Consider the following 15,241-nt stretch of genomic DNA (forward strand, 5'->3'; position numbering starts at 1 on the left):
GAGTTACGGCTGAACAGTAGCTCTACGGTTACGACAATTCTCGATCGCGAGACCTAAGCAAATTAGCTAGAAAGTCTATCCTGGACGTATTGGCGTGCGCCTGCCGTAAAGTCCGCAAGACAGTGCGGTTGCACCGCGAACGTGTACCTCCGGTAGTAGTCGCGCGCGCGAGCTACCACGGGTGGATGTTTGCGAGGAGTTCTGCCCCTAGCCGTCCTCGCGCGGCACCACGATCACCGGCACGTCGACACCGGCCAAGATCCGCGCGGCCGTCGACCCCAGGAAGATCCGGCGCGGTGCGGCGAACCGGCTCGACCCCACAACCAGCAGATCGCCGTCATCCCAGCGCAATTTCTTCAACGCCGACTCCAGCGTCATGCCGTCGGCGACCAGCGACTCGATGTCCGGCGCGTCGGGCAGGGCGCGGGCGGCGAGCGCCAGGTTCTCCTCGGCGGCCTCGCGCTGCAGCGCCCGCACCTCACGCGCGCTGCCGGCCTCGGCGAGGTTCTCCGCCGACACCAGCGACAGCATCCGGATCCGCAGCTCACCCGCCGAGGCCAGCGCGATCGCGAACGGTAGCGGGTTGTCGTCGCCGGGCCGGGTGGGCACCGCGACCGTCAGCTTCAAGAACCTGTCGTCGGGGTCCTCGGCGTACCCGCGCGGTGCCAGCGCCACCGGGATGGACGACGAGTGCAGCAACGCCCCGGTCACCGGGCCGATGGTGTGCCTGCCGAAGAACCCGTCGCGGGCGCCACCGACGACGATCAGATCCGAGGACTTCTGCTCGGCGAACTCGACGAGCTTCTGCGCGAACGATTCTCCGACGATCACCGACGACCCCGCGGTGACCCCGTCGGCGGCCAGCGCCGCCACCGCTTTCGCGACCCACTGTTCACCGCGCTCGACGAGCAGTCGCTGATACTCCAGCCGCCCCGGGTGCCCGTCGGGCAGCTCCTCCCGCACCACGACCACCACGTCGACCTCGGCGCTGAAGGTCCTGGCCAGTGCGCTGGCCAGTGCGATGCCGTCGTCACCGGTCGGTGTCGCGAGGTATCCCACTGTCAAATGCATTGCAATACCTGTCTTTTAGTAGATATCAAGAACCTTGACCTCGGTGCTCGCATTGAGCGTCTCACCGCGGAAGAACCGCTTGGTGCCGAAGGCGAAGCACGCCAGCATCAACGGGATGCCCAGCACCAGCATCCCGACCCCGAGCACGAACACCCCGCCCAGCGGGCCGAACGCGGTGTAGCCGTAGTCGGGCTGGATCATGTCATAGGCGCTCTGGAAGAACGCCCACGTCATCGCCAGCGCCCCGAGGAGCGGAAAAACCCCGCGGAAGAACAGGTTTCGCGTCGAACTGAACACCGAGCGACGGAAGTACCATACGCAGGCGTAGGCGGTGATGCCGTAGTAGAACGCGACGGCCAGGCCCAGGGACGCCACCGAGTCGGCCAGTGCGTTCTCCGACAGGAATGTCAGGAGCAGATAGAAGAACAGGGCCGAAGCGCCCATCACCATGGTGCCGAACGCCGGTGTCATGTACCGCGGGTGCACCGAGGCGAACCGCTTCGGAATCGCTTCATAGACCGCCATCGACAGCGTTCCGCGGGCGGTCGGCAGGATCGTGGTCTGGGTCGACGAGAGCGCCGACACTGACACCGTGAGCAGCAGCGCCGACGCTGCGATGGTGCCTGCGACCGGTTCACCGAGCACGGTGAGCACGTCGTCGGTGTTGTTCGGGTTGTTCAGCCCGATGCCCACTTCGCTGAACCCGGCGAACGACTGGATCGCGAACGCCACCAGAACATAGGTGCACACCAAGATCACCGTCGTGATCAACGCCGCGATCCCGGGGGTGCGGCCGGGATCCTTGGTCTCCTCGCCGACGGCCAGGCATGCGTCCCAGCCCCAATAGATGAAGATGCACAGGATCACCGCGGCAGCGATCGACGACATGTCCAGCCCGGCGGGCCACAGCCACGACAGCTGCGGGGTGATGGCCTGCGCCCCGGCGGTACCGGAGAACACCCGGACCAGCGCTATGACACTGACCACGATCAGCACACCGAACTGGATCGCGATCAACACGTTCTGCACCCGCTCGCTGACCACGATGCCGCGTGCCGACAGCAACGTCATCGCGATGATGAAGAACGATCCGAGAGTGACTTTGGCGAACACGTTCTCGGCGAGGTCGTCGAGGCCGAGGAAATCGAACAGGTAGATCGCCGCGATCTCGGCGACGTTGGCCAGCACGATGATCGCCGAGACCGCCAGCCCCCAGCCGCCGATCCAGCCGATCCAAGGTCCGAAAGCCTTGGTGCCCCAGGTGAACGTGGTGCCGCAGTCCGGGGTGTCCTGGCTCAGTTCCTTGTAGGCGAATGCGACCAGCAGCATCGGGATGAACGCCAGCAAGAACATCGCCGGCGCCTTCTCGCCGACGGCCAGCACGACGTATCCGAGCGTGGCTGCCAGGCTGTAGGCCGGCGCGACAGCCGCCAATCCGATGACGACGTTGCCGACCAGTCCGAGTGCCCCGGCCTGCAGGCCTTTGCCGCCCACCGCAGGGGTCGGCGGCTGCTCCTTGATAGCCATTGGCGCAATATACGGTTCGGGTGCACGCCACACTTCTGGTACGGCAAATTCATTGCCGCCGCTGGTCTTTGCCGCCGACGGCGCCGGTTCTAGACTCGTGCCATGACCGTCAGCGCGCGGGCCGGGGAGTTCGAGCGGCTACGGCCGCAGCTGCTCGCGGTGGCGTACCGGTTGACCGGCACGCTGGCCGATGCCGAAGACATCGTGCAGGACGCGTGGTTGCGCTGGGATGCCCACCGTGCGACGGCGATCGAGGACCTCAAGGCCTGGCTGACGACGGTGGTCAGCCGGCTCGCACTGGACCGGTTGCGCTCGGCGGCGCACCGTCGTGAGACCTACATCGGAGAGTGGCTGCCCGAGCCGGTGGTGACCGGACTCGACGGCGCCGACCCGCTGGCCTCGGTGGTAGCCGCCGAGGACGCCCGGTTCGCGGCGATGGTGATGCTGGAGAACCTGACCCCGGATCAGCGGGTCGCGTTCGTGCTGCACGATGGTTTCGATGTGCCGTTCACCGAGATCGCCGAGGTGCTGGGGTCGTCAGCGGGATCGGCGCGCCAGCTCGCCTCCCGCGCCCGCCGCGCGGTGTCGGCCGCACCGCCGCCTGCCGCCGAACATGCCGAGGTGGTCGGAAAGCTGTTGGCGGCCATGACATCTGGTGACCTGAACCAGGTGGTGGAGCTGTTGCATCCAGATGTCACGTTCACCGGCGACTCCAACCGCAGGGCGCCCACCGCGGCACGGGTGATCCACGGCAGTGAGAAGGTCGCACGTTTCCTGCTCGGCCTGCAGCGGCGCTACGGCGCGCAGCGCCTGCTCGAGCGCGGTGTGCTCGGACTGGTCAACGGTGAACTCGGGCTGTACTCACCCGGCGCCGACGCCACCGACGACGGTCCCGCGATCGCGCCGCGCATCCAGGCGCTCACCGTCCACGACGGGCGGGTGGTGGCGATCTACGACATCGCCAATCCCGATAAGTTCACCGCCTCACCGCTGAGGTAGCCGCGGCTAGGCCGAACCCGTCCACGGCACGCGGCACGCATCGCCGGAGCTGAAGCCCTGCTCGGTGATCCCCAGGGCGGCGTTCATCCGGGCCCGCATGTTCTCCACGCCGATCTGGTAGGTCAGCTCGATCACCCCGTCGGCGCCGAACCGGCGACGCAGATCGGCCATCTGCTCTTCGGTGACGGTGTGCGGGTCGCCGGTCATCGCCGCGGCGTAGCCGATGGCCGCGCGCTCGTCATCGGTGAACCGCGGCGAGGTCGCGTAGTCGTCGATCTCGGTCAGCCGCGCCATGTCCAGGCCGTCGAGGCGCATCAGCATCGCGCCGAAGTCGACACACCATGAGCAGCCGATCTGCCGGGCGGTCCAGTACACGGCCAGTTCGCGCACCGCGGCGGGCAGCGTCGAGGACGCACGCTCGAGCATCCCCTCGTGCACCGCGCCGGCCAGCAACAGGCGCGGGTGGTGGGCGTAGATCGCGAACGGTTCGGGCACCTCGCCGAAGCGGCGTCTCGCGTAGCGCCACATCAACCTCGTCAGCAGCGAGGCACGGCCGGGGGGCAGGGGTTCGATACGTGCGGTCATACCTGTCAGACGACGTGCGGGTCCGATGTGTGACAGAAGACGGACGTTTCGTCCCGGCGTGTTTCCCTGCGGTGCCGTCAGGGAAGACGCTGGGGCCAAAGGCCGGCGCGGGAGCCGGCGGTGATCGAGAGAAGGCGCCGTCTGCTGCACCGAATCGCCCTGTGGGCCATTGCGGCACCTCGCCGCATCGTGGCCGTCGCAGGCCTGGTCATGGTGGCCGCGGCGGTCTTCGGCGTGCCGGTCGCCGGAAGCCTGACCGCCGGCGGCTTCCAGGATCCGACGACGGAGTCCGCGCGCGCGACCCGCACCCTCGTCGAGACCTTCGGCCGCGGCGAGATGCAGCTGCTGTTCACCGTCACCGATCGGCAGGGCGCCGACGCCCCCGCGGCCCGCGCCACCGGAGAGGACATCGCCGAGCGCCTCCGCGCCGACCCCGCCGTCATCACGGTGACCTCCCCGTGGACGGCGCCGCCCGGGCAGGCGGGCGCGCTGACCTCCGAGGACGGCCGCACCGGACTGGTGATCGCCGAACTGCGCGGCGACGAGAACGTCGCGCCCCGCCACGCGCAGGCGCTCGTCGACGAGGTGAACGCAACGGTGGCGCCCCGCCACCAGGGCGTCACGATCCTCGCCGGCGGATCGACGATCGTCTACGCGCAGATCAACGCCCAGACCCAGCGTGACGTGCTGGTGATGGAGGCAATCGCGATCCCGCTCAGTTTCCTGGTGCTGGTCTGGGTGTTCAAGGGTCTGCTGGCCGCGGCGCTGCCGGTGGCGGTCGGAGGCCTGGCAATCGTCGCGACGATGTCGGTGCTGCGCCTCACCGCGATGGGCACCGACGTGTCGATCTTCGCGCTGAACCTGGCCACCGCGCTGGGCCTGGCGCTGGCCATCGACTACACGCTGCTCATCGTCAGCCGCTTCCGCGACGAGGTGGCCGCCGGGGCTTCCCGGGAGACGGCGCTCGTCACGACGATGACCACGGCCGGGCGCACGGTTTTGTTCTCCGCGCTGACGGTCGCGCTGTCGATGGCGACCCTTGTGGTGTTCCCGATGTACTTCCTGAAGTCGTTCGCCTACGCCGGCGTCGCGACCGTCGCTCTGTGCGCCGCCGCCGCCATTCTGGTCACCCCGGCCGCGATCATGCTCGCCGGCGACCGGCTCGACGCGTTCGACGTGCGCCGTCTGGTCCGGCGGGCCCCGGCGTACGACGGCCCGCCGCAGCAGAAGTTCTGGTACCGCTCGACGAAGTTCGTCATCGCGCGGGCGGTGCCGGTGGGGCTGGCCGGTGCTGCACTGCTGATCAGTCTGGGACTGCCGTTCCTCGGGGTGTCGTGGGGTCTGGCCGATGACCGCGTGCTGCCCGCGTCGGCGTCGGCGCATCAGGTCGGGGACATGCTGCGCACCCAGTTCAGCGACAATTCGGAGGCCGCGGTGACGGTGGTCGTGCCCGAAACGGCGGGGCTGGCGCCGCAGGACTTCGACCGCTACGCCGTGGCGGCGTCGGCGATCGCGGACGTGTCCCTGGTCAGCGCGCCGACGGGCACCTACGCCGACGGCCGCAGGGTCGGTCCGCCCACCGGCGCGGCCGGAGAGCGCAACGGCGCGGCGTTTCTGACCGTCGGCAGCACCGCACCGTCGTTCTCGGCGCAGTCCGAACGGCAGCTCGACGCGCTGCGCGCCCTCGGCGGGCCCGGTGGCCGCGCCGTCGACATGACCGGCCTCGCGGCGATCAACTCCGACAGCGTCGCGTCCATCACCGCGCGGTTGCCGATCGTGCTGGGCGCCATCGCGGCGATCACGTTCGTATTGCTGTTCCTGCTGACCGGAAGCGTCGTGCTGCCGGTCAAGGCACTGGTGCTCAACGCGCTGTCGCTGTCGGCGGCCTTCGGCGCGATGGTGTGGATCTTCCAGGACGGCCACCTCGGCGCCCTCGGCACGACGCCGACGGGAACGCTCGTGGTCAACATGCCGGTGCTGTTGTTCTGCATCGCGTTCGGCCTGTCCATGGACTACGAGGTCTTTCTGATCGCACGCATCCGGGAGTTCTGGCTCGCCAGCGGACGCACGCGCGAGGACAATGACGAAAGCGTGGCGCTCGGTCTGGCGCATACCGGTCGGGTGGTCACCGCCGCGGCGCTGATCATGTCGATCTCGTTCGGCGCGCTCATCGCGGCCCAGGTGTCGTTCATGCGGATGTTCGGCCTCGGTCTGATGGTCGCGGTGCTGATCGACGCGACGCTGGTGCGGATGGTGCTGCTGCCGGCGCTGATGCATCTGATGGGCCGCTGGAACTGGTGGTCGCCCGAGCCGCTGGCCCGGTGGCACGTGCGTGTCACGGCAGGTCGCCGTCCTGCCGGTCGGCACGCGATGGGGCAGGTGGGGCGCCGGTCGGCGGTGGCGGAATAGACGGTGCCGAAATAAATGACGAATCCGACCCATCCGCCTCGGTGGCGGCTTCGAATGGAAGGCAGGCGTGGGTCGAGATGAGGAGGGGTCGGGCTTGAGCAGGGCAGAGAGTGCCGGCGTGCAGCTGGCGGAGCCGGGCCTGAGGGTCTGGCGTGACAACGTCCGTACCGCGGTGCGCGAACATCTGGAGACGTTCGTGCGCGGCGAATGTGTGGGCCGGCTGGACGGGGCCGGTGTCGACGTCGCCGGTGACCTGTTGTGCGGGTTCCTCGACGGCGGCAAGTATGTGCGTTCGACGTTCATGTACCTGGGTTGGTTGTGCGGCGCCGGTGAGGACGACGCGGCGCTGCGCGCGTCGGCCAGCCTGGAGTTGCTGCACACCTTCGCGCTGATCCAGGACGACGTGATGGACAACTCCACGCTGCGGCGGGCCCGGCCCACCGCGCACGTGGTGTTCGGCCGCTGGCACCGCGACCGCGGGCTGGCCGGTTCGGCGAGCCGGTTCGGCGAGTCCGCCGCGATCCTGCTCGGCGATCTGTGTCTGGTGTGGGCCGAGGAGATGTTGCGGCGCAGCGGGATCGGTGCCGACGCGCTGGCCCGGGTGCTGCCGCGCTACGACGACATGCGCACCGAGCTCGCCGTCGGTCAACTGTCCGATCTGCTCAACAGCTGCCAGACCTTCCCGACCCTTCCGGAGGTGCTCGACGTGCTCCGCCGCAAGTCCGGCAACTACACCGTGCGCCGTCCGCTCGAGCTCGGCGCCGCGATGGCCGGCTGCGACGCCGAGGTGTCCGATGCGCTGTCCCGCTACGGCGCGGCGATCGGGGAGGCGTTCCAGTTGCGTGACGACATCCTCGGCGTATTCGGAACCCCTTCCCTGACAGGAAAACCCGCGCGCAGTGACATGGAGGAGGGCAAGGCCACCAGTGTCATCGTCGCGGCCTACGAACTGGCCGGTCCGAGGTTGCGACATCAGCTCGCCGAGCTGATGAGCAGCCCGCAGGTCGACGCCGCGGACGTGGAGCGGTGGCGCACCCTGATCGTGGCCAGCGGCGCCGTCCAGTGGATCGAGGAGCAGATCGCCCAGCGCCACGACGCGGCGCTGCGCTTCCTCGACGGTGTCGCGATCCCCGACACCCCGCGCGCCGCGCTGGCCGAGATGGCCGTCGCCTGCACCCAGCGGGCCGCCTGATGCGGGCGCTCAGCGGGAAGACCGATCACATCGTCGTGGTCGGCGCCGGACTGTCCGGATTGTCGGCGGCACTGCAGCTGGCCGGCCGCGGCCGCCGAGTCACCGTGCTGGAACGCGGTGAACACCCCGGCGGACGGGTGGGCCGGGCCGACGTCCTCGGGTACCGGCTCGACACCGGACCGACCGTGCTGACCATGCCCGACATCATCGACGAGGCGTTCGCCGCCGTCGGCGAGTCGTTGGCCGACTGCCTGCCGATGGACCCGGTGCACCCGGCCTATCACGCCAAGTTCGCCGACGGCAGCGCGCTGCAGGTGCACACCGACGCCGCCGCGATGGCCACGGAGGTCGAACGGTTCGCCGGTCGCGCCGAAGCCGACGGCTATCTGCGGCTGCGGGACTGGCTGACCCGGCTGTACCGCACCGAATTCGACGGCTTCATCGCCAACAACTTCGACTCGCCGCTGTCTCTGCTGACCCCGTCCCTGGCACGTCTGGTCGCGCTCGGAGGGTTCCGCCGCTGGGAATCGGTGGTGCGCCGGTTCCTGCACGACGAACGCCTGCTGCGGGTGTTCACCTTCCAGGCCCTCTACGCCGGTGTTCCGCCGCAGAGCGCGCTGGCCGTCTACGCGGTGATCGCCTACATGGACACCGTCGCCGGGGTGTACTTCCCGCGCGGCGGCATGCGGGCGCTGCCCGACGCCATGGCCACCGCCGCCACCCGCGCCGGGGTTGACTTTGTCTACGGTGCAACGGTTTCCGACCTGGAGTTCACCGGGTCCCGCGCGAGCGCGGTGCGCACGTCAGGTGGTGAGCGGGTGCCGGCCGACGCGGTCGTGCTGACCACCGAGCTGCCCGACACCTACCGGTTGATCGGCCGCACACCGCGGCGGCCGCTGCGGCTGCGTCCCGCGCCGTCGGCCGTGGTCGCCCACGTCGGCTGCAAGGCCGTCGGCGATCGCGCCGGTCACCACACGATCCTGTTCGGCGATGCATGGACGCAGACCTTCCGCGACATCATCGATGACGGGCGTGTGATGGGGGATCCGTCGCTGCTGGTCACCCGGCCCACCGCGGGCGATCCGTCGCTGGCCCCGGCCGGCCGCGACCTGCTCTATGTGCTGGCCCCCGCGCCGAACACCGACATCGGCACTCTCGACTGGGACACCGCGGGAGCCGGTTACGTCGATCAGATGTTGTCGGCGGTGCGTGAGCGGATGCCCGGGGTCGGAGACGACGCCGAGCTGTTGCACGTCGTGACCCCGGCCGACTGGCGCCGGCAGGGGATGGCCGCGGGAACTCCGTTCGCGTTGGCGCACACCTTCTCTCAGACCGGGCCGTTCCGGCCGGCCAACACCGTGCGCGGCATCGACAACGTCGTGCTGGCCGGTTCCTCCACCGTTCCCGGTGTCGGGGTTCCGACCGCGATCCTGTCCGGCCGCCTCGCCGCCGACCGGATCACCGGTATCCCCGCCCGCCATCTCACCTCGGAGGTCAACCGCTGATGATCAAGACCGAGCTCGACGCCGCAGGTGTGCGCGACCCCGAATTGCGCGACGCCTATCGGCAGTGCCGCACCATCAACGCTCAGCACGGCAAGACGTTCTACCTGGCGACCCGCCTGCTGGCGCCCAAGCAGCGTCCCGCGGTGCACGCGCTGTACGGATTCGCCCGCGTCGCCGACGACATCCTCGACGACCTGGCCGGCACGGCGACCATCGAACAGCGCGCCGAGCGGCTGCAGCAGCTGTCGACCCGGCTGTTCCACTGCCTGGTCGACGAGAAGTCCTGTGACGGCGATCCGGTGCTGACGGCGGTGGTGCACACCGCGCGCAACTACGACATCGGCTGGGACCTGTTCGACGATTTCCTGGCGTCGATGCGGATGGACCTCACGGTGACCGATTATCCCGACCGGGCGGCCCTGGAGCGCTACATGTACGGCTCGGCTGAGGTGATCGGTCTGCAGATGTTGCCGGTGCTCGGCACCGTGGTCCCGCGCGAGGAGTCCGCGCCGTATGCCGCCGCACTCGGCAAGGCGTTCCAGCTGACCAACTTCCTGCGCGACGTCGACGAGGACCTCACCCGAGGCCGGGTGTATCTGCCGGCCGACGAACTGGCCGCGCACGGTGTGGACCGCGACCTGCTGCTGTGGTGCCAGGCCAACCGGCGCACCGACGGGCGGGTGCGCGCCGCGCTGGCCGAACAGCACGCCATCGCCCGGCAGGTGTACGACCAGGCCCGGCCCGGGATAGCCACGCTGGCGCCGCCGTCGCGTCCGTGCGTCTCGGCCGCGCTGACGCTGTACTCCGACATCTTGTCGCGCATCGAGGCGATCGACTTCGAAATCTTCGGTCGGCGTGCGACGGTGGGCAAGCCACGACGATTGGCCGTCGCCGTAGCGGGCATCGGTAAGGCGTGGGTGAACCGAATGCGACTCAGGAGAGTGTGAGGGGCAGCGGTGGCGCCACGTGCCCACATCCCGGTGCCATGTTCTGCGCTCGCGCTAGCCTGCCCGCCCGAAGGAGGATAAGTCTTGAGCCGGAACGGCTTTGATCGTCGACGCCAGACCTGGCCCGCCCACCCGGGCCGAAGCGCGTCGGGCGAAGCGCGGCCCCGCGTCGTCGTCGTGGGCGGCGGCATCGCGGGCCTGGCCGCGGCCACCGGACTGGTCGAGCGCGGTGTCGCGGTCGAGGTGGTCGAAAAGCAGGATTACCTCGGAGGCCGGGTGGGCGGCTGGTCGGACGCGCTGGAGGACGGCACGCCCGTCGCGATGAACCGCGGATTCCACGCGTTCTTCCGCCAGTACTACAACCTGCGCGCGCTGCTGCGACGCAGCGATCCCGGGCTGTCGGCGCTCACCGCGGTCGAGGACTACCCGCTGATCGACGGTGCCGGCCGGCAGGACACCTTCCGCGGGCTGCCGCAGACGCCGCCGCTGAACGCGTTGGCGTTCGCGTTGCGCAGCCCGACGTTCCGGTTGCGTGACCTGGTGCGGTTGGACGCCAAGGCCGCCGCCCCGCTGGCCGCGGTGTCGGTGCCCGAGACCTACGAACTGCTCGACGAACAGGACGCGGCCACCTTTCTGCGTGACATCAATTTCCCGGAGGCGGCCCGGCATCTGGCGTTCGAGGTGTTCGCCCGCAGCTTCTTCGCACGTCCGGAGACGTTGTCGGCGGGCGAGCTGGTCACCATGTTCCACATCTACTTCCTCGGCTCCAGCGAGGGGTTGATCTTCGACGTCGCTAACGCGAATTTCGATGTCGCGCTGTGGAATCCGCTGCGCCGCTACCTGGAGGGCCGTGGGGTGGCGTTCCACACCGGCGCCGAGGTGCATACGGTCACCGTCGGTGACGGGGTGACGGTGGCGGGCCCGGACGGCCGGGTGTGGTCCGGGGACGCGGCGGTGCTGGCCACCGATGTCGGTGCGCTGCAACGGCTGGTGGCTGCCTCGCCGGATGTCGGCGATCCGGGATGGCGCCGCAAGGTCGCCGCGATGGGCACCGCGCCGCCGTTCGTGGTGCTGCGGCTGTGGCTGGACCGCCCGGTGCGCGGCGACCGCGCCGCGTTCGTCGCCACCGGGGGCCGCGAGCCGCTGGACAACATCAGCGTGCTGGAACGCTACGAGCGCGAGGCCGCCGAATGGGCCGCGCGCACAGGAGGTTCGGTGGTGGAGCTGCACGCCTACTCGGTCACCGAAGGTGATGACGACGTGCGCGGCACCCTGATCGCGCGCATGCACGAGCTCTATCCCGAGACCGCCGCGGCATCGATCGTGGCGGAGCGGACGCTGCGTCGCGCCGACTGCCCCCGGTTCGCGCCGGGGGATTTCGCGGACCGGCCCACGGTGTCGACGCCCGATCCGCGGCTGGTGCTCGCCGGCGACGGCATCCGCATCGACCTGCCGGTGGCGTTGATGGAACGCGCGGCGACAACGGGCTGGACGGCGGCCAACGAGTTGCTGGCCGGCTTCGGCCTGGCCGGACACACCCTGCACACCGTGCCGAACCAGGGCCGCTCGACGGTGCTGCGCCGGCTGGCGACCTCGGCCGGGAGTGTGCGATGAGCGCGCTGTCGGGTCTTCGGGCCGCAGTGGCGAAGGCGTGGCCGTTCGAGGTGGTCCCGTCGACGTCGTGGTCGGCCCAGACCCCCACCTACCAGGACGCCAGCCCGGCGCTGATCAACGCGGCGCTGCAGCGGGCGTTGCGCCGCCCCGGCGGCAACTGGTTCGTGATCGCGGCGAGCTCGGACATCACCACCAAGGCTTTCGGCACCTCGGTGGCCGGCCGGGCGCTGGTGGCCTGGCGCGGCAGCGACGGCGGCCTGCTGGTGGGGCCGCGCGCCTGCCCGCACCTGGGCGCCGACCTGGCGACCGCGCCGGTGGACTGCGGCACGCTGGTGTGCCCATGGCACGGGCTGCGGCTGGGCGAGCGCCGGCACGGGACCTGGAAGCCCTATCCCGCGCACGACGACGGTGTGTTGTGCTGGGTGCGCCTGGACCCCGATCCCGATGACGCGGACAGCCGGCTCTCGGGCCCGACCGAGGCGCCCGTCGTGCCGGCCCGGCCCGGGGAACCGGCGCTGGCCGCGGTCACCCGGTTGGAGGGCGTCTGCGAGCCGCGCGACATCGTCGCCAACCGTCTGGACCCCTGGCACGGCGCGTGGTTTCACCCGTACTCGTTCACCCAGCTGCGGGTGATCAGCGCACCCGCCGTCGACGACGAACTCACCGACGACGACGACCGGTTCCTGGTCGAGGTCACGTTCCGCATCGGCCGGTTGGGCGTGCCCGTCATCGCCGAGTTCACCACACCCGGACCGCGGACGGTGGTCATGCGCATCGTCGAGGGCGAGGGCCGCGGCAGCGTCGTCGAGACCCATGCCACCCCGCTGGGCCCCGGACCGGACGGTCGGCCCCGCACCGCGGTGATCGAAGCCGTCATCGCCCACTCCGACCGGCCGAACTTCGGCGTCGGGCTGGTCGCGGCGCCATTGATCCGGCCGTTGATGCGCCAGGCAGCCACCCGGTTGTGGCGCGACGACCTGGCCTACGCCGAACGGCTCTACGAGTTGAGGTCGTAGCCGCCGTGTCCGATTCCCGCCTTGTCCAGCAACGGAACCTGTTCGGTGGCCCACGGGCTGATCGCCCACCCGAACTCGGCAGCCGCCCGCAGCTGCGCCCACGGCACCCACACGTGGTCGGCGACCTCGTCAGGAGCCGGGCGCACCGGACCCACAGCGCGGCCGCAGAACACCGGGCACACCTCGTTCTCCACCACGCCGTCGGCGGCCACCGCGTAATAGCGGAAATCGGGCAGCACGCACCGCAGGTCGGCGATGTGCAGCCCGAGCTCCTCGCCCACGCGGCGGGTCACCGCGTCGGTCAGCGATTCGCCGGGGGCGGGGTGCCCGCAGCAGGCGTTGGTCCAGATGCCCGGGAACGTGCGCTTGTGCAGTGCCCGCCGCGTGAGCAGCACGCGGCCGGCGCCGTCGAACAGGTAACAGGAGAACGCCAGATGGAGCGGGGTGGACGCGTGGTGGACCTGCGACTTGGGCGCTGTGCCGATGCTCTGGCCGTCGTCGTCGAGAAGGACCACCAGCTCGGCGGTGTCGAGGGTGTGCATAGCAGTGATTCGGCGCCGGGGCGGGCGCGGATCGGTCGGGGGTCGCGATGGCGGTAGTGCTGGCCTACACCGCCCCGGCGATCGGTCACCTGTTCCCGTTCTCGGCGCTGCTGCAGGAGATGTCGGCCCGCGGGCACGAGATCCACGTCCGCACCATGGCTTCCGGGATGGATCTGTGTCTGGGGCAGGGATTCAAGGCCGCCCCGGTCGACCCGCGCATCGAGGCGCTGCAGAGCGCCGAGACCACGCGGGGCGTGCTTCGGTCGGCCCAGGACACCGTGCGGGTGCTCACCGAACGGGCAGCCCACGAGGTCGACGATGTCACCGACGCGGTGCGCGAGGTGGACCCCGACGTGATCCTGGTCGACGCGAACTGCTGGGGCGCGATGTCGGCCGCCGAGACCCAATCGCGTCCGTGGTTGGTGTTCTCGCCGTTCATCCCGTATCTGCGTTCACCCGGGTCGCCGCCGTTCGGGGCAGGTGCCCGCCCGTGGCCCGGCCCGCTGGGCGCCGTGCGCAATCTCGGTGTGGGTGCTGTCACCCGCTTCGTGTTCGACCGCCCCTTCCGCGCCGGAATGCGGCCGGTGCGTGCGGCATTGGGGTTGCCCGAGGTGCGCTCCGCCGACGAACTGCTGCGCCGCGCGCCGCGGGTGCTGGTGCCCACCGCCAGACCGTTCGAGTACCGGCACACCGACTGGGGCCCCACGGTGGATCTGATCGGCCCCGCGATCTTCGATCCGCCCGCCGACCCTCCGGAGTGGCTCGACGACATCGACGAGCCGATCGTGCTGGTGACGACGTCGTCGGTGGGGCAGGCTGACCGCGCCCTGATCGCCGCGGCGATACACGCTTTCGAGGATGATCCTGTGCACGTGGTGGCGAGCCTGCCTGCCGAAGGCGGCGAGGGCCTGCTGCGCCGCGATCGCGGGGTCACGCTGACCCGGTTCGTCCCACATTCGCCGGTGCTCGACCGCGCGGTGTGCGTGGTCACCCACGGCGGCATGGGCGTCACGATGAAGGCTCTCAGCCGCGGGATACCGGTGTGCGCAGTGCCTTTCGGTCGTGACCAGTTCGAGGTGGCCCGCCGTATCGAGGTGGCACGGTGCGGGATCCGGTTGCCCGCGCGTCGACTCAGCGCGCCTCGGCTGCGCGCCGCGGTGAAGGCTGCGATGGCCATGTCCGACGGGGCCGCCGAGGTCGCCGCCGGCTTCACCGCGACGGGTGGGATGCGCCGCGGCGCCGACATCGTGGAGGCGCACGCGGTCCCGGTGTGACGGGTCACTCGCTGCGGGTGCGCTGATAGTGCCTGCGGGCCTTCATCCGGTTGCCGCAGATCGCCATCGAACACCAGCGCGCGGTGTTGGGCTTGCTGCGGTCGATCAGGAACAACCGGCACTCGGTGTTCGCGCACGGGCGCAACCGCCCGGGGCCGTTCTGCCGCAACCCATCCCAGGCCAGCACCGCGCGCACCGCACCGGAGGCGTCGCCGCCGTCAAGTCGCCAGTGCACGCCGGAGCGGTCCGCCGTCGGGACCAGGCGGGCGTCGGCGAGGAACCGCTGCAGCACCATCGGGGTCCGCTCGCCGCGGACCACCGCCTGCAGGCGGGTGCGGGCGTCAATCAGCTGGGTCCACTCGGCCCCGGTGGCGGGGACGCCGTGGTCACGCATCCACGACGACGCGGTCGCGAGATCGGGCAGCGCGTCGGTCGGCACGCCGTCGACGACCGGGGTGGTGTTGAGCAACGCCAGCAGGAACGCCTCGTCCTCCGGCGTGGTCGCGTACACATCCATCACTAACCTCCAAAAGCTTGTTGACAGGTTACAGGATCGGGCG

The 15,241-nt window shown here is 70.1% G+C and carries 13 protein-coding genes; 8 read left to right on the plus strand and 5 right to left on the minus strand.

Going from position 1 to position 15,241, the window contains the following annotated elements; genetic code table 11:
• Positions 1–207 precede the first annotated feature (207 nt).
• Positions 208–1,071: a universal stress protein gene (locus tag ACTWP6_RS10595; RefSeq protein ID WP_443187618.1), complete on the minus strand. Its 864-nt coding sequence runs from the start codon at positions 1,069–1,071 to the stop codon at positions 208–210.
• A gap of 15 nt (positions 1,072–1,086) precedes the next feature.
• Positions 1,087–2,598 carry an APC family permease gene (locus tag ACTWP6_RS10600; protein ID WP_443187619.1) on the minus strand — a complete coding sequence of 504 codons (1,512 nt, stop codon included), beginning with the start codon at positions 2,596–2,598 and terminating at the stop codon, positions 1,087–1,089.
• A gap of 102 nt (positions 2,599–2,700) precedes the next feature.
• Between ACTWP6_RS10600 and ACTWP6_RS10605 the strand changes: the two genes are divergently transcribed.
• Positions 2,701–3,597, plus strand: coding sequence for a sigma-70 family RNA polymerase sigma factor (locus ACTWP6_RS10605; protein WP_443187620.1), 897 nt, complete (start codon positions 2,701–2,703; stop codon positions 3,595–3,597).
• Positions 3,598–3,603: 6 nt separating this feature from the next.
• On the opposite strand, the gene ACTWP6_RS10610 is transcribed toward ACTWP6_RS10605, so the two are convergent.
• Complete coding sequence (locus tag ACTWP6_RS10610) at positions 3,604–4,182, minus strand: carboxymuconolactone decarboxylase family protein (RefSeq protein ID WP_443187621.1); 579 nt, start codon at positions 4,180–4,182, stop codon at positions 3,604–3,606.
• A gap of 141 nt (positions 4,183–4,323) precedes the next feature.
• Here ACTWP6_RS10610 and ACTWP6_RS10615 point away from each other — a divergent pair, with 141 nt between their 5' ends.
• From ACTWP6_RS10615 to ACTWP6_RS10640, 6 genes are all read left to right on the plus strand, one after another.
• Complete coding sequence (locus ACTWP6_RS10615; protein ID WP_443187673.1) at positions 4,324–6,591, plus strand: MMPL family transporter; 2,268 nt, start codon at positions 4,324–4,326, stop codon at positions 6,589–6,591.
• Between the two features lie 94 nt (positions 6,592–6,685).
• A complete protein-coding gene (locus ACTWP6_RS10620) occupies positions 6,686–7,783 on the plus strand; it encodes a polyprenyl synthetase family protein (protein WP_396885244.1) in 1,098 nt (365 codons plus the stop codon).
• Entirely contained in the window at positions 7,783–9,288 is a 1,506-nt protein-coding gene (gene crtI / locus ACTWP6_RS10625) for a phytoene desaturase family protein (RefSeq protein ID WP_443187622.1), read from the plus strand. The genes ACTWP6_RS10620 and crtI overlap by 1 nt, the downstream gene beginning before the upstream one ends.
• The gene (locus tag ACTWP6_RS10630; protein ID WP_443187623.1) at positions 9,288–10,235 is read left to right on the plus strand and encodes a phytoene/squalene synthase family protein; all 948 of its coding nucleotides are present in this window, start codon (positions 9,288–9,290) and stop codon (positions 10,233–10,235) included. The genes crtI and ACTWP6_RS10630 overlap by 1 nt, the downstream gene beginning before the upstream one ends.
• 84 nt (positions 10,236–10,319) lie before the next feature.
• Positions 10,320–11,849, plus strand: coding sequence for an FAD-dependent oxidoreductase (locus ACTWP6_RS10635; protein WP_443187624.1), 1,530 nt, complete (start codon positions 10,320–10,322; stop codon positions 11,847–11,849).
• Positions 11,846–12,865, plus strand: coding sequence for a DUF5914 domain-containing protein (locus ACTWP6_RS10640; protein ID WP_443187625.1), 1,020 nt, complete (start codon positions 11,846–11,848; stop codon positions 12,863–12,865). Before ACTWP6_RS10635 ends, ACTWP6_RS10640 begins: the two co-directional genes overlap by 4 nt.
• Here ACTWP6_RS10640 and idi read toward each other — a convergent pair.
• Complete coding sequence (gene idi, locus ACTWP6_RS10645; RefSeq protein ID WP_260757561.1) at positions 12,847–13,407, minus strand: isopentenyl-diphosphate Delta-isomerase; 561 nt, start codon at positions 13,405–13,407, stop codon at positions 12,847–12,849. The genes ACTWP6_RS10640 and idi overlap by 19 nt on opposite strands.
• A 47-nt stretch (positions 13,408–13,454) precedes the next feature.
• Between idi and ACTWP6_RS10650 the strand changes: the two genes are divergently transcribed.
• A complete protein-coding gene (locus ACTWP6_RS10650; protein WP_443187626.1) occupies positions 13,455–14,681 on the plus strand; it encodes a glycosyltransferase in 1,227 nt (408 codons plus the stop codon).
• Between the two features lie 4 nt (positions 14,682–14,685).
• Here the strand turns inward: ACTWP6_RS10650 and ACTWP6_RS10655 are convergent, their stop codons facing one another.
• Complete coding sequence (locus tag ACTWP6_RS10655; RefSeq protein WP_260757563.1) at positions 14,686–15,198, minus strand: CGNR zinc finger domain-containing protein; 513 nt, start codon at positions 15,196–15,198, stop codon at positions 14,686–14,688.
• Positions 15,199–15,241 lie beyond the last annotated feature (43 nt).

Origin of the sequence: Mycobacterium sp. 4D054 (genome assembly GCF_052245755.1) — a bacterium.
GTDB lineage: Bacteria > Actinomycetota > Actinomycetes > Mycobacteriales > Mycobacteriaceae > Mycobacterium.